Genomic DNA, 22,490 nt, shown 5'->3' on the forward strand with positions numbered 1-22,490 from the left:
CAATGCTTCAAGGAAATGTTTCCAAGTTTTTCCAAATCGATTTTCTGCTAAATCCATAATGCTTCATTTTTATACATCGCAAAAATATAAGAATGAAAAAAGGGCGACAAGATAGAATCGCGGAGACGCTTACAAGTGAATCAGAATATGAAGTGGTGGATAATGTAGTAACTAGCTGGTATTCAAGCTATCATTACGAAAAAACACTACCTTTAAGTGAATTGTTATGTATTGGAGAGAGTGATAAATGTCCTTTGTCGAATACATACATATCAATAGTAAATTATGATTCTGAATATCCGATAGTCATACCGAGAGGTGTCTATCAATGGAATGACTATGGACGTTGGATAGATAGACCTGTACCTTCCGATGGGGCTATGAAGGAAATATTTAATTCTGATTGGTATGCGACTGTTGTAGTATTATATGGTGGTGAAGGAACATACAATTTTGCTGTAAGAATTTACAATCCTACTTTAAACAAATATTTTGTAACCAAGCCATATCAATTGAAAGTATGGAGAGAAGGAACGGAGGGGGAGTATAAGTGGTTTCGTTCTATTTCACTGGTAAATAATTAATTAACTTTAAAGAAAGAATACTATGAATGATAAAAATATGATGAGTTTCTTGTTCTATTGTTTGGTGGCTTCTTTTTGCTTTTCATGCAGTAGCAATCTGGAGGAGTTGGTAATTAAAGATAAAACAACTTCAGAGAAAATAAAAACTAGAGGACTAGAAAGTTATTCTTCTATTCTTGAGGCTGATAAAGCAATATTAGCAGCTCATGGGTATGATACTATAGCAATAGTAGATTGTGATTCTTTTTATCTGGTTGAATCGGAACTTATTTTTGAGAAATCAAGATTACAAGAATTACGTGAACAACCTGAAGCACGTTTGAATTATAAAAAACGGATAGATCCTGAATGTTATCGAATGCATCTGATACTTCATGATAACCAATATAGTAATGAAACTATTTTTAAAGAGGCTGTAGCGGAATGGAATAAATTGAGCAAATGCTGCCTACATTTTAGTACTTATTTTGATACGTTTTCACCTAAAAACCGCCCATTAATAGATGTTTTATTCCAAGATAATGCAAATTCAATGAGTTCATCGGAATTTATACGTGTTGATGGAGTTGTAAATGGTAAACTAGGAAGTCGTATATATATAAATACCAAATATAAATACTGGTCAGAATTGACTAAAGATCAAAAGAAGTATGCTTTGATGCATGCTATAGGGCATTTAGTAGGATTGGAGCATTCTAGTGAATATGATACTTCTATTATGCAACCAGAATCGGGATTAGCAACAAATAAAAATCTTTGGAATGGATTTTCTTTTGAAGATAAAGTTCTTATTCCTGAATTATATCAATTGAATCCAGCTAAAATTCAAATTGATTACAACCCGACCCCTGAAAATAATAAAGGCACAATGAAACTAAAAATAGGAGTGAAATATACTGTTACAACTTCGTATACATATGAGTGGTGTTATGACCCCAAATATACAATTACAGTAGAACCTGTTGCTAATCCAGGATCTTATGAATTTAAGAAAACAGGTGAAAATTCATTCGATTTATGTTTCACAGAAGCGGGGGGATGTATGGTTACTTTTGTAGTAACTGATTACATAGATGGTACCGAGCAGAAATATACAAAGAAGTTTAATGCCGCATATGATAAACCAACCTTTACAGTTCCAAGCAGTATTGAACTTGGAGAGTATTATGATTTCAAAGTGGCGTATCAGGAGGATGGATTTATACCTACTTTTAGAATTACCGTAGAAGAAAGTGCGTTTGATAATAATACAGCACAAAGTGTTTCGATAGTACAAGTCACTAATGGACATGTGCGAATTAAATTTAATGACTATGGGAATTATAAAGTTACTGCAAGAGTCTCTAATAATAGAAATATCCCGGCGAGGTATTTTCATTTTTCCAAATATTATCGTCCTGATTATAATGTGACTTTTACAGAAGAGGGAAAAGTAAATGAAGGAAATGTTAGTTTACCTCCAAGTAAGCCAAGTCAGCCGACAGGAGAAAATAGGTTAGAGCGTTATAGATATGATATAAGTATGGGGCAAGCATCGACATTTGAACATCGTGTGGCTTGTGATATTAAAACTACATATATTCAGAACTTCTTAAAATTTCGTCGTATTGATCGTAGCTATATCGAAGACTCCGCACCTCGTGTTTTTCGTGCGGGAGAGTCAACCCAATTGGGATTAACGGTTTATAGTATGTATCATCCAGATTCATTAAATTACGTGGATCATCATTCTATTCTTTATCCTCTTAAATGTGAAGTCGTATATCCTAAAGATGCTTGCTATTTGATAAAATAAGAGTGAAGAAGAAATTGATGGATTATAATTTAGAACTTAGAAAATGAGAATTGTTTTATTTATCTTATTGAGTTGGTACACAATCGGGAATATACAAGCACAAATCAAAGAGCCTGTAAAGTTCAAGAATGAGTTGAAAATAACTTCGGAAACAGAAGCCGAAATCGTATTTACAGGATCCATTGAGAAAGGATGGCATGTATATTCGACTGAATTGGGAGATGACGGTCCTATTTCCGCCACTTTCAACCTAGATACAAGTAATCATGTGGAAATAGTAGGTAAACTGCAACCTGTTGGAAAAGAAATCAGTATTTATGATAAGATGTTTGAGATGAATGTACGCTATTTTGAAGATACGGTACAGTTTATCCAAAAAATAAGATTTACAGGAAGTGATTACTTTATAGAAGGATTTTTGGAGTTTGGGGCTTGTAATGATGAGAGTTGTTTACCTCCGACTCAAATCCCTTTTCAATATGGAACAAAAGCAGAAGCGAATATCGCAGTTATAAAAGAGGAGGAAGCGACTCCGGTAAATGTAGTGGAGAAGCAATCGGAAAATGATCTTTGGAAGCCGGTTATTAATGAACTGCAAGAGTTGGGTGAAGAACATTCTCAAGAGGATAAATCCTGGCTGTATGTATTTGTCACCGGATTTATTGGTGGGTTATTGGCTTTGTTCACTCCTTGCGTATGGCCGATTATTCCTATGACTGTGAGCTTCTTCCTGAAGAGAAACAAAGACAAGAAGAAGGGAATTCGGGATGCATGGACTTATGGCGCTTCGATTGTGGTGATTTATGTGACCTTGGGACTGGCAATTACTTTAATTTTCGGTGCCAGCGCATTAAATGCCTTATCAACGAATGCCATATTCAATATTCTCTTTTTCCTGATGTTGGTTGTTTTTGCAGCTTCTTTCTTCGGGGCGTTTGAACTTACTCTACCGTCTAAATGGAGCAATGCGGTGGATAGTAAAGCGGAAGCGACTAGTGGATTATTAAGCATTTTCCTGATGGCGTTTACACTTTCTTTAGTTTCCTTTTCTTGCACAGGACCTATTATCGGCTTTTTGCTCGTACAGGTTTCTACAACTGGCAGTGTAATTGCTCCTGCTATCGGAATGTTAGGTTTTGCCATTGCTTTGGCTTTACCTTTTACACTATTCGCCCTTTTTCCTTCGTGGCTGAAGTCAATGCCCAAATCAGGAGGATGGATGAATGTGATTAAAGTGACACTGGGCTTTCTGGAACTTGCTTTTGCACTGAAATTCCTGTCTGTGGCCGATCTTGCATACGGCTGGAGAATCTTGGACAGGGAAACTTTTCTAGCATTATGGATTGTGATTTTTGGTCTGATGGGCATATATCTGTTAGGGAAGATCAAGTTTCCGCACGATGGTGATGAAAATAAAGTAGGCGTTACACGTTTCTTTCTTGCACTTGTCTCTTTAGCATTTGCTGTGTATATGATTCCCGGACTTTGGGGAGCTCCCCTAAAAGCTGTCAGTGCATTTGCCCCTCCTGTTATGACACAGGATTTTAATCTGTATTCGAATGAAGTCCATCCGAAGTTCAGGGATTATGATGCCGGAATGGAGTATGCCCATCAACAGGGAATGCCTGTAATGGTTGACTTCACAGGATTTGGTTGTGTGAACTGCCGGAAGATGGAGGCTGCAGTATGGACTGATAATCAAGTAGGCCGCATTATTAATGACAAGTATGTGCTTATCTCTTTGTATGTGGATGATAAGACTCCGTTGGACAAGCCGCTTAAGGTTACGGAAAATGGAACGGAGCGTACCTTACGCACGGTAGGGGATAGATGGAGCTATCTGCAACGTGTGAAGTTTGGAGCAAATGCACAACCTTTTTATGTATTGCTGGATAATGAAGGTTATCCGTTGAATAAGTCGTACGCATATAATGAAGATATTACTTCCTATATTGAGTTTTTACAGAAAGGATTGGAACATTACGTAAAATGAATTTAGTCATTTATTTTCTTTTTAACCTGGACTCGTGATCGATAGGATTAGAAAAAGAAATTGTTTTTAGGTAGTAAGATCGGCATACAAAGCGTGACTTTGTTTGCCGGTCTTTTTTATGTTCCCTTGCCTCCCTGCTTGTCGTTTTTTTCAAGGTATTGGGTTGATTATTTGCTATAAATATTGTTTGTAGGCTTTGTAGTGCCGATAATCGCTTGTCGTTTCATGTCCGTTGAATATGCCGCATCTTTGCATCGTTAACGTTAGCGAAATAATTATTAAACAGTATTCATTAAAAAAAGAAAAGTATTATGGCAATTAGATTTAAAAGAGTTCAACGTCTGTGTGACCCGACAAACAAAGAGGCAGGAAAGAAAGTGTATCCGGTGATTTCTTATCAGTATGATACGAGTGCTACACTGGATGAGTTTGCGAAAGAAATCTCTTCTACTTCCGGTGTCAGTGAGGGTGAAACGATTAGTGTATTGAAAGATTTTCGTACACTTCTACGTAAGACATTACTTTCGGGCCGTTCAGTGAACATTAAGGGATTGGGTTACTTTTTCCTTTCAGCTCAAAGCAAGGGAACGGAAAAGGCGGAAGACTTTACTGTATCCGACATCAGCGGTCTGCGGGTTTGTTTTCGTGCGAATTCGGATATTCGTCTCTTTACAGGAACTTCGACACGTTCGGATGGATTGAGGTTTAAGGATTTGGATCATATCAACGACTCAAGTATCATTGACGGTGATTCAGGTGAAGGAGGCGAAGCACCGGATCCTGACGGAGGTGCAGGAGGCAATGGTGAAGCACCCGATCCGGCAGCTTGATAAACGGGAAGTCGGGAATTAGCGACTTTGTTTGGAATGGGGCTTCGGCCTCATTCTTTCTTTATAACTACATAAATAGATCAATATGCAAATAACTACAATCCTTGCTTTCATTACTGCTATGGGTGGTTTGGAAGCGGTGAAATGGATGGTGAGATATATCTCTTGCCGGAAAACGGATGCACGGAAAGAGGAGGCAGACGTAAGCAGTCTGGAAGAAGAAAATCGTCGTAAAAAGGTGGATTGGCTGGAAGATCGCCTGACACAGCGGGACGAGAAAATAGACGGGCTTTATATTGAGCTTCGCAAGGAGCAGGAAGAGAAGATCGACTGGATACATAAATGCCATGAGGTAGAGTTGGCACAGAAAGAGTCGGAGGTGAAGAAGTGTGAGATCAGAGGGTGTGTGAAGCGCATTCCTCCTTCAGAATATTAATGAGGTTAGTTGATAAGAATAAAATGTCATGAGAAAGATAGATTCTATTATAGTGCATTGCTCGGCTACAAAAGCCGGACAGGATTTTACCGCCGCAGATATTGACCGTTGGCACCGGGAACGTGGGTTCAACGGTATTGGTTATCATTATGTTATCCGTCTGGACGGAAGACTGGAGAAAGGAAGGGAGATTGATTTGGCAGGAGCGCATTGTAAAGGTTGGAATGAGCGAAGTGTCGGGATCTGTTATATCGGGGGGCTGGATGAGAACGGACATCCGGCAGATACCCGGAGAAATGCTCAAAAACGGGTGCTTTATCAAGTAATAATGGATTTGCAACGGCAATATACTATTCTTCAGGTATTGGGACACCGGGATACTTCGCCGGATTTGAATGGAGACGGAGTGATCGAACCTTATGAATATGTGAAAGCGTGTCCTTGTTTTGATGTGAGGGAGTTTATGAAGAGTGGGAGGGAGCTGCTGTTTGTTTTATTATTGGGTCTCGTTCTTCCGGGGGTGCTTTCGGGATGTAGGACTAAGAAGGAAGTTATCAGTAGGAGCAGTGAGGTGCAGATGGATTCAAGTTCTTCCGGGCATTCTTCCCATGTGGCTTCGTATGATGTTAATCAGGAAAGGAAGATGCTGGAACGGATGGAGGAGTCTACCGAACAAATATTGGTAGTATTGGGGAAAGATACTGCGACAGGGGATTTCTCTTCCACCTGTTTTATTTCAGGTAGCAGAAAGACGGTGAATAAGGTTTTTGAAAAGAAAGAGAGAATAGATGAGAAAGAAGATACTCAAATATCATCTTTCATCGACACGAATCATCATAAAGTGGTTTGTGAGGAGGAAGAGAATAGCTTATATTATAGGAAAAATATAAGTTGGATGCTAATAATTAGTATATCGGCATTGATGTTACTTTACTTTATTTATAAAAAGAGGAGAATTCTTTTTTGAGGATTTGCATAGAAATATATAGAATAATACTATCTTTGTAGAGGTATATCGGGCTTAATGGAGTGATTGTTCAATAATATTCATATTCATCATCGGGATATACAATGAGAATGAGGGCGAATTTTTCTATTGTGATAATTGGAATTGTATAGCCCTAAATGTGCGAATAACGTAAAAGTGGTAGCTTTTGAGTTTGAATTTTGCATATACTGAAACAGGCTATTTTAAAATATTAGCTATTAGTCTTGTTTGTAAACAGATATTGTTCTCTTAAACATGAATACAATTTGCCATATTCGTGATTATACGGACCTTTGCAGAAGGTAACTAACAAACAATATTAGGGATTAATGATTATATATAATAGTCGATTAGCAAAATGTCTTCTCGATAAAAAAACATTCTTTTATGATTTTTGGGTGCTACTTTACCCGTTATAAGCAATTAGAATTTTGGGAGGAAATGGAAAACCGGATTCATGTAAGGCAATACATGGAATACTTTTTGCCTGCATTGTTATCAGCAGTAGGAGTATCGCTATGAGTGAAGCTATCATCATCAAGATGGGCTGACTAAGATAAAGATCCCTTGTGGATCGGCTGCCTGTGAAGGTCGCTCTATTGTTTGTTTTGTTTGTGTTTTGGTGCACCTTTATTCTGTTGAAGAATAGGGTGCACTCTTTTTATGGTTATGTAATAGTTTAAATATATCTTTGAAGAAAAAAAGAAGATGGGTGAAAAAGCTTCAATGTGGAATCTTTGGCATGGCTGTCACAAATTGAGTGAGGGCTGCCGCCATTGTTATGTGTATCGGACGGATGGTAAATATGGAAAAGACAGTTCTGTGGTGACAAAGACGGAGAAGTTTGATTTACCCTTGCTTCGGAAAAAGAACGGTACGTATAAGATACCTTCGGGCAATCTGGTATATACCTGTTTTACTTCGGATTTTCTGATAGAAGATGCTGACGAATGGCGTGCCGAAGCATGGGAGATGATGCGGATACGGCAGGACTTGCATTTTCTTTTTATAACCAAACGAATCGATCGATTACAACAGTGTCTGCCTACGGATTGGGGCGATGGATATGAGAACGTAACAATCTGCTGCACAATGGAGAATCAGGATAGAGTGGATTATCGTCTACCTATTTATAAAGAAACACCTATTAAACATAAAATTATTATCTGCGAGCCGCTACTTAGTCAGATTGATTTCAGAGGCGAGTTAGGGGATTGGGTGGAACAGGTGGTTGCCGGAGGAGAATCGGGAAAGGAAGCCCGGATATGTGACTATGAGTGGGTGCTGGATATTCGGCAGCAATGTATAGGTGCGAATGTCGGCTTTTGGTTTAAACAGACTGGGAGTTATTTGCTCAAAGAGGGACATGAATATAAGATTGCCCGGCAGTTCCAACATTCGCAGGCGAGGAAGGCAGGATTGAATTATACGCCTGATAAACAAGAAATAAAAGGTTAGTTCAAATATTTTTTACTGAAAGCGAGGGTTGCTTGGCAATCTTCGCTTTTTTGTTTTATTGAGTACAAAATACGGATAATCACGTCTTTTTATAAAGATATTGTGTAAATTTTAAATTATCCATATTAATGAAACAGATAAAACTGTTACTTCTTTTAGCTTCCGCCTCCGTTACGGGAGCACTTGCGCAAAGCAATGGATTGACGGATATGAGTCAGAGCCGTTTTGCGAAGATGGCGAATACCGGAATCGGTGCCGTACATTGGACGGATGGATTCTGGGGAGATCGTTTTCAGGTATTTAGCCGGACTTCCCTGCAAAGTATGTGGAACACTTGGAACGCGCCGGAGATCTCTCACGGTTTCCGTAATTTTGAGATTGCTGCCGGGGTATGCAAAGGAGAGCATTGGGGACCTCCATTTCATGACGGAGATATGTATAAGTGGATGGAAGGAGTGGCTTCTGTCTATGCTGTCAACAAAGATCCGGAACTGGATAAGTTAATGGATAACTTTATTGCTTGTGTCGTAAAAGCCCAACGTGCAGATGGTTATATACATACACCTGTTGTTATCGAAGAACTGAATAAAGGGATTGACTCCCATGCATTAGGGGATCAGTATAAACAAACGGTCATTGGAACGAAAGTAGGTGATGAGAATGAAAAAGGAGCTTTTGCCAATCGGTTGAACTTTGAGACATATAACCTGGGACACCTGATGATGGCGGGTATTGTGCATCGTCGTGCCACCGGAAAGACTACTCTTTTTGATGCTGCCGTAAAAGCAACGGATTTTCTTTGCCACTTTTACGAAACGGCTTCTGCCGAACTGGCTCGTAATGCCATTTGCCCTTCACATTATATGGGAGTGGTCGAAATGTATCGTGCCACAGGAAATCCCCGTTATCTGGAACTTTCGAAGAACCTGATTGATATTCGCGGTATGGTGGAAAACGGAACGGATGATAATCAGGATCGTATTCCTTTCCGCGACCAGTATCGTGCAATGGGGCATGCCGTACGTGCAAATTATCTGTATGCAGGAGTAGCAGATGTATATGCAGAAACCGGTGAGCAGCAATTAATGAAGAATCTGACTAGTATCTGGAATGATATCGTGACCCGGAAAATGTATGTGACCGGTGCTTGCGGTGCTCTTTATGATGGTACATCGCCCGATGGAACGTGTTATGAGCCGGATAGTATTCAGAAAGTGCATCAGAGTTATGGACGTCCTTATCAGTTGCCGAATAGCACAGCGCATAATGAAACATGTGCTAATATCGGAAATATGCTTTTCAACTGGCGTATGCTGGAAGTGACAGGGGATGCGAAATATGCTGATCTTGTAGAGACTTGTCTTTATAATAGTGTATTGAGCGGTATCAGTCTGGATGGAAAGAAATATTTCTATACCAATCCGCTTCGTATCAGTGCCGATCTTCCTTACACGCTTCGTTGGCCGAAGGAACGGACGGAATATATCAGTTGTTTCTGCTGTCCTCCGAATACATTGCGTACATTGTGTCAGGCACAGAATTACGCCTACACATTGAGTCCGGAAGGCATTTACTGTAACTTGTATGGTGCAAATACGCTGACTACGACTTGGAAAGGCAAAGGAGAACTGGCATTAACACAAGAGACGGATTATCCCTGGGAAGGAAATGTACGTGTAACGTTGGATAAAGTTCCTCGTAAGGCGGATACTTTCTCGCTCTTCTTGCGTATTCCTGAATGGTGCGAAAAGGCTACGCTCACGGTGAATGGACAACCGCTGCAAGCCAACACAAAGGCAAATTCGTATGCGGAAGTAAATCGTACATGGAAGAAGGGGGATGTAGTGGAGCTGGTGATGGATATGCCTGTCCGTTTGCTCGAAGCTCATCCGTTAGCAGAGGAGATTCGTAATCAGGTGGTCGTGAAGCGCGGGCCGTTGGTGTACTGTCTGGAAAGTATGGATATTGCAAACGGGGAAAAGATTGATAATGTATTGATTCCCGCTGATATAAAACTAACTCCGAAGAAAATCACAATCGAAGGTAGTCCGATTGTTGCACTTAAAGGGGTGGCACGTCTGGCATCTGCAACTTCGTGGGAAGGAGTGCTTTACCGGTCGGTTGTTCAGGCTGAAAAGACAGTAAATATCCGCTTGATTCCTTATTATGCCTGGGGAAACAGAGGAAAGGGAGAAATGACTGTATGGATGCCTCTTGCCAGATAGTCTGGATTGTTTAGTATACAGAAATGAAAAAAAGTCATGAAAAAGTTATTTGTAACGGCTATATGTATCTTGTGCAATCACTGGCTATTGGCTGGAGAGATATGGATTTCTCCCAAGGGCAGTGACTTCAACGATGGAACTCGTCAATCTCCTAAAGCCACGCTGACTTCTGCCTTGCGACAAGCACGAGAATGGCGCAGGACAGAGGATAACCGTATTCAAGGTGGAATCACAATCTATATGGAGGGTGGAACGTATGCCTTCCATGAACCGGTTTTTATCCGTCCGGAAGATAGCGGAACCAAGGAATCGCCCACAATTATCCGTTCGGTAGGCGATGAAAAGGTGGTATTGAGTGGGGGAATCTGCATAAATGGCTGGAAGAAGCAAGGGAAAGTTTGGGTAGCAGATGTCCCGGCATTTAATGGACGTCCATTGGATTTCCGCCAGTTGTGGGTGAATGGAAAAAAGGCAGTTCGTGCCCGTGATGTGGAGGATTTCGAAAAGATGAATCGCATTTGCAGTGTGGATGAGAAGAATGAAATTCTTTATGTACCTGCAGTTTCCATTCGCAGACTTATTGATAATAAAGGAAATTTGAAAGCTAAATATGCCGAGATGGTATTACACCAGATGTGGTGTGTTGCCAATCTTCGGATTCGTTCAGTTGAAGTGCAGGGAGACAGCGCGGCAATACGTTTTCATCAACCGGAAAGCCGGATTCAGTTTGAGCATCCCTGGCCGCGTCCGATGGTGACGACGGACGGACATAATTCTGCTTTCTATCTGACAAATGCCCGTGAATTACAGGATGTACCCGGAGAATGGTATCATGATATAGATGCCCGTAAAGTATATTATTATCTACGGGAAGGAGAGAAGATGCAGGAGGCGGAAGTGATCGTGCCTGCCGTTGAGACATTAGTACGGGTGGAAGGAACTTTGGATCGCCCTGTGTGTCATATTCGTTTTGAGAAAATTACTTTTTCCTATACTACGTGGATGCGTCCGTCAGAAAAAGGACATGTACCTCTTCAGGCAGGTATGTATCTGACAGATGGTTACCGGATTGATCCGAAAATGCAACGGAACTATTTGAATCATCCGTTGGATAACCAAGGATGGTTGGGACGTCCCGCAGCTGCTGTTCGTGTGGTTGCTGCAAGGCAGATTGATTTTGAGCGTTGCCGGTTCGAGCATTTAGGCTCAACCGGATTGGATTATGAAGAAGCGGTGCAAGGCGGTGTTGTTCGTGGCTGTCTCTTCCGCGATATTGCCGGAAATGGTCTGTTAGTCGGCAGTTTTTCTCCGGCTGCCCATGAAACGCATTTGCCATACGACCCTGCTGATCGTCGGGAAGTATGCACACAGCAACAAATCAATAACTGCTATTTCACGGAAATAGGCAATGAAGATTGGGGATGCCTTGCCATTGCTGCGGGATATGTAGGGGACGTCAATATCGAACATAATGAAATCAGTGAAGTGCCTTATAGTGGCATCAGCCTTGGTTGGGGATGGACGCAAACTGTGAATTGTATGCGTAATAACAGAGTACATGCCAATCTGATTCATCATTATGCGAAACACATGTATGATGTGGCAGGTATTTACACACTCGGTTCGCAGCCGAAAAGTTATGTAACGGAGAATTGCGTGCATAGTATTTATAAGCCGGGGTATGTGCACGATCCTAATCACTGGTTCTATCTTTATACGGATGAAGGTTCTTCTTTTATTACTGTACGTGATAATTGGACAGAAGGAGAGAAGTATCTGCAAAATGCCAATGGCCCGGGAAATGTATGGGAGAACAATGGCCCGAAGGTGGATAATGTTATTCGTGAACGTGCGGGAGTGGAAGCAGCGTATAAGGATCTGCTGAATTATTAATAGCAGCCGATAAATAATCTTATTGTAAGATATGCTTCGTTCCACCATGGTGGAACTAAACGTCAACCACTGTGGAACGAATTATTTCTTATGATTCAGTTTGTTAGTAATAGAAAGAAAAATGAAAAAGAAATATATGATATTGCTTAGTGCCTTGTCTTTGGCAAGCAGCACATTTGCCCAGACTTGGATATGGTATCCGGGAGACTACGAAATCTGGTTGGGAAATCAAATGAATAACCGTCGTACGGAACGAGGTGCATTTTTCCCTCCTTTTTGGAAAACGGACAGTCATTATGTTGTCGTAGAATTCAGCAAGCAACTGAATCTTTCCGAGCCGGAAGAAATCTTTATTGCTGCCGAAGGAAAGTACAACGTCAAACTGGATGGAAAGCTCCAGTTCGGTATGCCGGAAACCATGTTGCTTCCGGCCGGAAAACATAATCTGAACATCAAAGTCTGGAATCAGGCAACTCCTCCCACTATTTATGTGAAGGGAAAAACGGTGAATTCAGACTCTTCCTGGCGTGTGACTTACGAAGATAAAGAATGGATTGACGAGAGCGGAAAAGCCAGTGACACATCTGCCACTATCTATATGGATGCCGGATGCTGGAACTTTGACGGAGCTACCCAACGTCCTTCACAATTCAGTCTGATGCGTGAACCGCAGCAACCTGTTACGAAGTCAGAACAGTCTGAAGGAGGTATTCTTTATGATTTTGGAAAAGAAACATTCGGATTCATCACATTGAAGAATCTTTCCGGAAAAGGAAAAATAGAAATTTATTATGGTGAAAGCCCGGAAGAAGCAAAAGATAAAGCATATTGCGAAACATTGGACAAACTCTTGCTCGAACCGGGACAAGTGACCGACCTTGCTATCCGCAGCACTTCTCCCTTGAGTAATTCTGAAAACGAATATACATTGGAGAACAGTAAAGCCTTTCGCTATGTCTATGTAACTCACGAGCCGGGTGTACAGATTGGAGAAGTCTCCATGCAATATGAATATCTTCCTGAAGAATACCGCGGAAGTTTCCGTTGTAATGATGAAGAATTGAATCGTATTTGGGAAGTTGGCGCATACACCATGCATCTCACTACCCGCGAATTCCTCATTGATGGTATCAAACGTGACCGTTGGGTATGGAGTGGCGATGCTATCCAAAGTTATTTGATGAACTACTATCTTTTCTTTGATAACGAGTCCGTCAAACGTACAATCTGGTTACTTCGTGGCAAAGATCCTGTGACCAGCCACAGCAATACAATCATGGACTATACTTTCTATTGGTTTCTTAGTGTATATGACTATTATATGTATAGTGGCGACCGCCATTTTGTCAACCAACTATATCCACGTATGCAAACAATGATGGATTATGTGTTGGGACGTACCAATAAGAATGGCATGGTAGAAGGAATGACCGGTGACTGGGTATTTGTGGACTGGGCGGACGGCTATCTGGATAAGAAAGGCGAACTCTCTTTTGAACAAATCTTATTTTGCAGAAGTCTGGAAACAATGGCTTTGTGTGCGGAACTGGTTGGAGATGCCAATGGCAAACAAAAATACGAGAAACTGGCTGCTGCTTTGAAAGCAAAGTTAGAACCTGCCTTCTGGAATAACGAGAAACAGGCATTTGTACATAACTGCGTCAACGGTCAGCAAAGTGATGCGGTCACCCGCTATGCGAATATGTTTTCTGTCTTCTTTCAATATTTGAATGAAGATAAGCAACAAGCCATCAAACAGTCTGTTCTGCTGAATGACAGTATTCTGAAAATAACAACTCCCTATATGCGTTTTTACGAGCTGGAAGCCCTTTGTGCTCTTGGCGAACAGGATGCTGTAATGAAAGAAATGAAAGCCTATTGGGGTGGAATGTTGAAGGAAGGCGCGACCTCCTTCTGGGAGAAATATAACCCAGAAGAAACCGGAACGCAACATCTTGCCATGTATGGCCGTCCTTATGGAAAGAGTTTGTGCCATGCCTGGGGAGCGAGTCCTATCTACCTGTTGGGCAAATATTATCTGGGAGTAAAACCTGTAAAAGAAGGATATAAAGAATTTGCTATTGCTCCTGTGTTGGGAGGATTGAAATGGATGGAAGGCACTGTCCCCACTCCAAATGGCAATATCCATGTCTATATGAACAGCAAAACGATGAAAGTGAAAGCAACAGAAGGGAAAGGCTATCTAACCATCAAAAGCCGTCGTCCACCTAAAGCAAATATCGGAACACCAGAAAAAGTGTCGGTAGGAGTATGGCGGCTCTGGATCGATTCACCTGAAGAAAGAATTGTTACCTATCATTTATAATACATTGTTAATTAGTTAGTGGAGTAGTCCTTGATTAACGGTTCCTCATTTGAAAAGAGGAATTGTTAATCAGGGACTTTTTTCGTAAATCCCTTTAAATTTCTAGGGAATTTGCTACATTTGCTCTTCATAAAGAGAGAAACATTTAGTTCTTTTGGAAACAAGTAAACAAAATCCGAAGAATGAAAAACAAGATTGACCAATATACTGATACAGATGATGAGAAACTCTTCGCCTTGATTGAACAAGGTGATGAAGGAGCTTTCACCCAAGCCTATGAAAGGTATCATAAACTATTATATGTATTAGCCTATCGTTATTTAATGAGTTCTGATATGGCAGAAGATGTAGTGCAACATGTCTTTAGCCGTTTGTGGGAATTTCGTTCAGAACTACGTGTGGGAATCAGCCTAAAGAACTATCTCTTTACAATGGCAAAAAATCATGTCTTGAACTTGATTCGCAATGAAAACAGCGCGATTGCAAAGAACTATGAGATGGCACAAGCCGCTTCGCCTTACGAAGATAATCTGATAGAAAAATTGGAGAAAAAAGAGTTGATGTCCAGTTTTTATAAAGCTGTGGAAATGCTTCCTGTGCAAAAACGGGATATTTGCTTGATGAAAGTACAGGAGGAACTGACAAATCAGGAAATTGCGGAACGGATGAATCTATCCGTAAATACTATCAAGACGCATTATTCGGAAGCGTTGAAACTTCTCCGTATCCATCTAAGTAAGATGTTAATAATTGTTGCATTTACCACACTAATGACCTTTTTGAGTGTCCATTTAATAAAGTGATAAAAATGAATAGACCTACTGATAAACAAATAGAAGAAGTCCTGGCAGGAATTGCCAGCCCGGAAGATGCAAAATATGTGGCAGAGTGGTTTGCTACGGAAGAAGGTAGCGACTATCTCGAAGCTGCTATGACACAGGATTCCGAACTGATAAAAAATGAGTTTGCAGACTTGTATGTAGACCATGATATTCCTTCAAAGAAAATATTAGAACAGATACGGAAGAACATTCGCATCAAGAAATTGAAGCGTATCTGTTTCCGAGTTGCAGCCGTATTGATACCTGTTGTCTTAATTGTCGGACTTTATATGCAACTGAACTCAAAAGTCGACCTGTTCGGTACTTCCGAATATGAGGAAGTGGTGGTAGATAAAGGAGAACGCATACAAATCATGTTTCAGGACGGAACAAAAGTATATATCAATTCTGATTCGAAACTAAGATACCCGAAGAAGTTTGCTTTGAACACCCGGGAAGTTTATCTTGAAGGAGAAGCCTATTTCGTAGTAGCTAAAAATAAGAACCGTCCTTTTATAGTCAATTTAAGTGGACCGGCAATTCATGTATTGGGAACTTCTTTCAATGTACAGGATTACCCGGAGAATAAGGATATAGTAGTATGTCTGGATGAAGGAAATATTAATCTTACCCTTCCTACGGAAAAGAAATACCCGGTGCAACCCGGCGAAAGATTAGTGTACAACAAAGATAACCAGCAGTGCACTATTTCCAAAATGAACGATATGCAACGCCTGTCGATGTGGAAACAGAATGTGATAGTATTTAAAGATACCCCGTTGCCGGAAGTCATTAAAATATTGAACCGCTGGTATAATGTAGAGTTTAAAGTCGAAGATGAAAACGTTTTGAAGTATGTCTATACATTGACTTCGGACAATACATTATTAGAGAAAGTATTAATGGATTTAGAGAAAATCGCTCCGGTGAAGTTTGAGTATAATGAAGATAAGAAAGAAGTGATAGTAAAAATGAAATAATATAATCATTAGAAATAAATGGGGTATATGAATAAAGAAGTGGATTTATCCGTATCTTGTTATGGAAAAGTAAAAGACAGGAAATATGATATTGTGATATTGCCGTGGGGAGCTACCGAACCTCATAATCTGCATTTGCCATATATGACAGATTGTATTCTTTCCCATGATGTAGCAGTTGATGCTGCATTGATAGCTAAACAGAAATATGGCGTGAACTGCATGGTTATGCCACCCATCGGCATGGGTTCACAAAATCCGGGACAACGGGAACTTCCTTTCTGTATCCATACGCGTTATGAAACACAGAAAGCAATACTGACTGATATTGTTTCTTCCCTTTATGTTCAAGGTGTCCGAAAATTGATTATTATCAACGGGCATGGCGGCAATACTTTTAAAAGTATGATTCGTGATTTGTCGGTAGACTATCCTGACTTCCTGACAGCATCGAGTGAATGGTACACCGTGTTAAAGGTAAAGGACTATTTTGAAAATCCGGGTGACCATGCAGATGAAGTCGAGACATCCGTAATGATGCACTATCACCCCGAACTGGTCAATCTTGAAGAAGCAGGGAATGGAGAATATAAAACTTTTGCCATACAATCTTTGAATGAAAAAGTAGCATGGATTCCCAGGAACTGGGGGAAAGTATCTAAAGATACCGGTGTTGGCGATCCACGTGGAGCTTCCGTAGAAAAAGGAAAGAAGTTTGCGGAAGCAGTCGCAAAGAAATATGCAAAGCTCTTTGACGAATTGGTGAATCAGGAACTTTACTAGATTGCAAAGAATATAGTGACGGTATCCTGTTCACATAGTGACGCTATACTTACCGGATACCGTCACTATCACAAAAGACTGTTTCTAGCGAATTGCCAAGAACACGAATCTATTGTTATAAGTCCTTCTGAAAATAAAATCCGGAAGGACTTTTCTTTTTATATCCCATTTTCCTACAAATAAAAACTAAACCATATCTTGTTGAAAACTAATGCATTATCACACAAAAAATATTGGAAATAAAAAAACTTCAGAAAAAAACGTTTTTTCCCTCACCCGCTTCTTAATCTCGTGTGTCCACTAAATACAAAGAGATTAAGAACCTATTTATAACTTTAAACAAACTAAGTATGAAGAACAGAGTATTGCTTATATTGTTATTGAGCTTTGCTGTAAGTCTTGCGGCGTCGGCTCAGAAAATAACAATGAATCTTCAACAAGTCAAGTTGGAGAAAGTCTTTTCGCTCATTACTAAACAGACAGGACTTACGGTAGCATATAGCCGTACGATTGTCAATCCCGAACGGATTGTTTCTGTCCAGGCAAAAGACAAAGACCTTTCTAAAGTATTGGATGATTTATTTGCGGGTACAAATGTAGCTTATGAAATTGGAGAGAAGAAAATATATTTGAAAGCAAAAGAAGCTCCCGTAGCATCACAAGGGAGCCAAAAAACAAAGAAAATAACGGGAACCGTGACGGATATCAAAGGCGAACCGATAATTGGTGCCAGTGTATTGGTGAAAGGAGCGGGGACGGGTACTGTGACAGACGTTGATGGTAACTTTACATTGGATGCTCCGACAGATGCTCTTCTGGCAGTCAGCTATATTGGTTATAAAACACAGGAAGTAAAGGTGGGGAATAAGAACTCATATTCTATCCAATTGCAGGACGACACCGAAGTACTGGATGAAGTCGTAGTAGTTGGTTACGGCGTGCAGAAGAAATCAAGTCTGACAGGTGCCGTTGCTTCCATCTCTTCTCAGGAAATCAGCAAACAGGTATCATCTAATGTTGCTTCAACCTTACAAGGACGTACGCCGGGTGTAGACATTGTGCAGCAAGCGGGTGTGGCAGGTGCAGATGTAAATATCGTGATTCGTGGTGCTGCTTCTTTTGGCGCTACCGAACCTCTTTATGTCATTGATGGAGCATTCAGTAATGCTGGATTAAGCTCATTGAATCCCAATGATATTGAATCTATCGAAGTACTGAAAGACGGTGCGGCAGCCGCTATCTATGGTTCACGTGCCGCCAATGGTGTCGTTTTGATTACTACCAAGAAAGGAAAGTCCGGTAAGCCCGTCATTCAGATAGACGGTTCGTTCGCATTCCAGAAAACGACTAATATTCCGGAGTTCCTCAATGCGTCGGAATGGAGAGAATTTGCCAATATGGTGGCAGATAACAGTGGCTTGCCTCATGCACCGGAGAATGACAATCCCACCAATCCGAACCTGAATACCGATTGGTCAAAAGAATGGATACAGTTTGCCCCGGTATGGAATCTGAATGCCAGTATCGCAGGGGGTGGGGATAACTCTACTTTCAGCACAAGCCTTGGTTATCTTGACCAAACCGGTATGACGATTTATTCGGATTATAAACGTTATAACTTCCGCCTGAATACCTCTTATAAAAAAGGACGTTTCTCATTTTCTGAAACCCTCGGACTGACGCATAAGGATAAAACTCCTACAACAGCTTTCAACATAGCTTTACCAACGTTACCTATTTATGATGAACAAGGACGGTTTACCTCTGGTGGCCCTGATTATTACATCAACCCCGAAGATGGCAAAGCGCAGAATAAGATAGCCCCATTGCATTATACAGACCAGTTTAATAAAGTGACGGATTTAATCGGCTCTTTGAATGCCCAACTGGATATTTGGGGCGGCTTAAAATACAAATTATCGTTGAGTGGAAATTATAGCAATAAGCATAATTACACCCATACCCCCGAGTACTATACAAAGTGGAACTTGGATGGAACTCCCGATAAAGATTACGGCAACACACGTAACAGTGTATCGGAAACAAGAGGTGAAGAGTTCACCTATACGATTGATAACTTGCTGACTTACAACAAGACATTCAACCGTCACTCAATAGACGCTTTATTAGGAACAAGCTGGATGAGAGAATACTATCGTTACATGACCAACTCTACCATTAACGATTTGGGAGGAACGGATATTACCGGATTCCAAAATGAAGATGGTAAGATTTCGGCAGGCGACAGTAATGCAGCATTGCTCTCTTTCTTCGCCCGTGTGAATTACGATTATGATAATAAATATCTGCTGTCCTTGAGTATCCGCCGGGATGAATCTTCCAAATTCCATAAAGACAATAGAGTAGGTTACTTCCCCTCTGTCTCCGCCGGATGGAATGTGCACCAGGAAAAATGGTTTCAAAATCCTGTAATGAGCAAATTGAAGATCAGGGCTAGCTACGGTGAGTTGGGTGCCAACTTCCTCAATCCTTATAATTTTGACGCGATAGCTTATGGACCTATTCCTTACACAGTAGGCGGTGAACGTTATGTAACAGGACGCGCAGCCTATCTGAAATCGAAAGACTTGAAATGGGAAACTGCCAAAACCACAGATATTGGTATCGAACTGGGCTTCTTCAACAACGACTTGACCTTGTCATTAGACTATTTCGTGAAAAAGAACGTAGATTTGTTGGCACAGATAGACTTGAACCTGTCTTCCGGGCAAATCTTTGAAATCAACAGTTCACGTGAAAAACCCTACGTTAATACAGCTTCCGTAAAAAACACAGGATGGGAGTTTATGATGAATTACAGGAAACAATTGACGAAAGACTTCCATATAGATGCGACATTTAATATCGCAACGTTAAAGAATAAAGTATTATCACTGGGAGAAAACGTGCAGCCGATTACTTCCGGAGCAATGTCCAGCTATTTTAATGATGCAGCTTCCATTACCATGCCAGGAGAAGCTATCGGTTCATTCTATGGCTATAAGATTGACGGTTTTGATGCGGAAGGAAATTTTATATTTGCGGATACGGACAAGAATGGAGTAGTCAATGCAAATGATAAAGTTATTCTGGGCAGCCCTATCCCTGACTTCACATACGGTTTGAACATCAACATGGAATACAAAGACTTTGATTTGACTGTCTTCTTTCAGGGAGTGCAGGGAAATGATATATTCAATCAGAAAAAGTACACCTATTATTTTGATTATTCCAATAATGTAGTCAAAGAGGCTATGAATGGATGGACGAAAACAAATAAGAATACAGGAATCCCTATTATGAAAACCCAAAATACAAGTGGCGGAAATTCCCTGCCGAGTGAATTTTATATTGAAGACGGTTCCTATTTACGTCTGAAAAACCTTCAGTTAGGTTATTCACTACCTAAAAAGTGGTTGGAAGCAATCCGGTTCAATAAACTGCGTGTTTATGCAGGCGTACAAAATCTATTTACGTTGACTAAATACTCCGGTTATGACCCGGAAGTTAGTTCAAATGTATTGTTCTCACGTGGTATTGACGTCAGTTCATATCCTAATGCCCGGACATTCACTTTTGGTTTTAACGCTTCATTCTGATAACTAAAAATATGATTAATATGAAAAACTATAAGAAAGTATATGCCGCATTTATCTTGGCGGGCGGCTTGATATTACACGGATGCAACGGTATCTTTGATGACCTGGCAATTAATCCGAACCAGCCGAGTATGGGAGCTTATTTCACCAGTCCGTCCGCTGTTAATGACGCAGTGATGACCATGTACGGATATATGTCTACGCAACGCTGCCTGGGAGCTTCCGGCTCTAAAACAACGATAATCCGCTCCGACGAGGCATCGTCCAATTCGGATTATGGCAAACCGGGCATGTTTGGTGCCGACTTGAATGCCAGTTATTACACTATTGAGCAACCTTATACATTGATGTACACCACTGCTTCTCAAGCATCCTACATCATTGAAACCGCCCCGTCTGTTGATTTCAGCGGTAATGAGGAACTGCGGAACGCATACATGGGGGAAGCTTATTTCTGGAGGGCATTTGCGCATTATTACCTATTGATTAATTTCCGGAATATATCTCCCATCAGACAGATGCCACGCAATGGCGATGACTATGTCCGTCCTTTGGAAAAACCTGCTGCCGTATGGAATTTTATTCAAGAAGACCTGGCACATGCGAAAGAACTGTTGCCCGTGAAGGGATATTGGGACAGCAAGAATGCCGGTCGTGTGACAAAGGCTTCCGCAGCCGCCTTATTGGGAAAAGCTTACCTCTACCGTAGTGGAATCGAACAATATTATGGTGAAGACAAGACTACATTTTACAGTGAAGCTGCCAAAGAATTTGGTGATGTTATAGACGGAAAGTACGGAACTTATGACCTGACTAAAAATTATGCTGATAATTTTGATGTCGCTCATGAAAATAATGAAGAATCAATCCTTGAGTTTCAATTCTTAGGCGATGTCGATAATGCAGGATTCAATCCGGGGCTTGCCACTTCCGGTTTGGCGTTCGATTCACGTGGACTGATGTTACCGGGGGCGGGAGTAGGTTATGAAGGCGTAGTACATAACTGGCTTTATAACGCATTTGTGAATTCGGTAGACAAGGACGGTTATACGGATATCCGGATGTTCTCCACAATGATATTCAATGATTTGGATGCGAGCATTCATTTGAGAAATGATGCAGGCGGCAATCTTGTACGTCTGGAAGGTCCCGGCGGTTATAAATGGGAAGAACTTTATCCTGCAAAGAATGGAAAAGAAGGATTTGCTACCGTGTCCAATCCTTTGGCACATTCATTCAAAGCAGGTATAAGAAAAGGGATTGATTGTTCCATGCCTACACAAACGGAAGCAGACGGGACTCCTAAACTGGTCGGTGTAGGTGCAGGCGTTAAGGAGTATGTATATAATCAGCCCCGTGCCCATGGAGTGAATTGGCGCTATATCCGCTATGCCGATGTGTTGATGATGTATGCGGAAGCTGTCGTTAGCGGTGGCACGCAAGCATCAAACATGACTCCCTTGCAGGCGGTAAATAAAGTACGCGGACGTGTCAACATGAGCGAACTCCCTTCGGTAACCATGACTGATATTCAGAATGAAAGAATCCTGGAATTTGCTTTGGAAGGGCATCGTTTCTATGATTTGCTCCGTTGGGGCAAGCTAGCCAGCCGTTTTACAGAGTTGCAGGAATCCGATCCTAACTTCAAGAAGTTCATATCGGCAGATGACTTTAAAGGATTCGTCACCAATAAGCACGAATGGTTGCCGATTCCTATCAATGAAGTGAATTCTAACCCTTATATCACAGAAAATAATCCGGGATATTAACTAAGAAAGA

15 protein-coding genes are annotated in these 22,490 nt (G+C 40.9%); all 15 read left to right on the forward strand.

All coding sequences use genetic code 11. The features are described 5' to 3' along the window. Positions 1-92: 92 nt before the first annotated feature. The 15 genes from AB5217_RS07220 (at position 93) to AB5217_RS07290 (ending at position 22,480) form a co-directional block, all read left to right on the forward strand. Entirely contained in the window at positions 93-584 is a 492-nt protein-coding gene (locus AB5217_RS07220) for a hypothetical protein (protein ID WP_195647480.1), read from the forward strand. A gap of 22 nt (positions 585-606) precedes the next feature. Continuing rightward, positions 607-2,379: a hypothetical protein gene (locus AB5217_RS07225; protein WP_195647478.1), complete on the forward strand. Its 1,773-nt coding sequence runs from the start codon at positions 607-609 to the stop codon at positions 2,377-2,379. A 43-nt stretch (positions 2,380-2,422) separates the two neighbouring features. Continuing rightward, positions 2,423-4,372, forward strand: a complete 1,950-nt coding sequence (locus AB5217_RS07230) for a protein-disulfide reductase DsbD family protein (RefSeq protein ID WP_195355488.1) — start codon at positions 2,423-2,425, stop codon at positions 4,370-4,372. Between the two features lie 311 nt (positions 4,373-4,683). Further along, the gene (locus AB5217_RS07235; protein ID WP_195355489.1) at positions 4,684-5,202 is read left to right on the forward strand and encodes an HU family DNA-binding protein; all 519 of its coding nucleotides are present in this window, start codon (positions 4,684-4,686) and stop codon (positions 5,200-5,202) included. An 85-nt stretch (positions 5,203-5,287) separates the two neighbouring features. Beyond that, positions 5,288-5,638, forward strand: a complete 351-nt coding sequence (locus tag AB5217_RS07240) for a hypothetical protein (RefSeq protein WP_143260142.1) — start codon at positions 5,288-5,290, stop codon at positions 5,636-5,638. Between the two features lie 28 nt (positions 5,639-5,666). After that, on the forward strand, positions 5,667-6,605 hold the full coding sequence (locus AB5217_RS07245; RefSeq protein WP_195355490.1) for an N-acetylmuramoyl-L-alanine amidase: 939 nt from the start codon (positions 5,667-5,669) through the stop codon (positions 6,603-6,605). A gap of 729 nt (positions 6,606-7,334) precedes the next feature. After that, positions 7,335-8,084 carry a DUF5131 family protein gene (locus AB5217_RS07250; protein WP_195355491.1) on the forward strand — a complete coding sequence of 250 codons (750 nt, stop codon included), beginning with the start codon at positions 7,335-7,337 and terminating at the stop codon, positions 8,082-8,084. Positions 8,085-8,212: 128 nt separating this feature from the next. After that, positions 8,213-10,309, forward strand: a complete 2,097-nt coding sequence (locus AB5217_RS07255) for a glycoside hydrolase family 127 protein (RefSeq protein ID WP_195647476.1) — start codon at positions 8,213-8,215, stop codon at positions 10,307-10,309. Positions 10,310-10,345: 36 nt separating this feature from the next. Beyond that, entirely contained in the window at positions 10,346-12,202 is a 1,857-nt protein-coding gene (locus AB5217_RS07260; RefSeq protein WP_195647474.1) for a right-handed parallel beta-helix repeat-containing protein, read from the forward strand. 121 nt (positions 12,203-12,323) lie between these two features. Beyond that, a complete protein-coding gene (locus tag AB5217_RS07265) occupies positions 12,324-14,528 on the forward strand; it encodes an alpha-L-rhamnosidase C-terminal domain-containing protein (protein ID WP_195647473.1) in 2,205 nt (734 codons plus the stop codon). A gap of 182 nt (positions 14,529-14,710) precedes the next feature. After that, positions 14,711-15,331, forward strand: a complete 621-nt coding sequence (locus tag AB5217_RS07270) for an RNA polymerase sigma factor (protein WP_128131912.1) — start codon at positions 14,711-14,713, stop codon at positions 15,329-15,331. Positions 15,332-15,336: 5 nt separating this feature from the next. Further along, entirely contained in the window at positions 15,337-16,329 is a 993-nt protein-coding gene (locus tag AB5217_RS07275; RefSeq protein WP_008640446.1) for a FecR family protein, read from the forward strand. A 27-nt stretch (positions 16,330-16,356) separates the two neighbouring features. Beyond that, positions 16,357-17,112 (forward strand): creatininase family protein, encoded by a 756-nt coding sequence (locus AB5217_RS07280; RefSeq protein ID WP_195647471.1) that lies wholly within the window; start codon positions 16,357-16,359, stop codon positions 17,110-17,112. Positions 17,113-17,462: 350 nt separating this feature from the next. Continuing rightward, positions 17,463-20,711, forward strand: coding sequence for a TonB-dependent receptor (locus AB5217_RS07285; protein WP_195647469.1), 3,249 nt, complete (start codon positions 17,463-17,465; stop codon positions 20,709-20,711). A gap of 20 nt (positions 20,712-20,731) precedes the next feature. Continuing rightward, a complete protein-coding gene (locus AB5217_RS07290; RefSeq protein WP_195647468.1) occupies positions 20,732-22,480 on the forward strand; it encodes a RagB/SusD family nutrient uptake outer membrane protein in 1,749 nt (582 codons plus the stop codon). Positions 22,481-22,490 lie beyond the last annotated feature (10 nt).

Source organism: Bacteroides sp. MSSM.1001136sp1_RTP21357st2_D2_RTP21359_211015, assembly GCF_040913205.1.
GTDB classification, from domain to species: Bacteria; Bacteroidota; Bacteroidia; order Bacteroidales; family Bacteroidaceae; genus Bacteroides; species Bacteroides ovatus.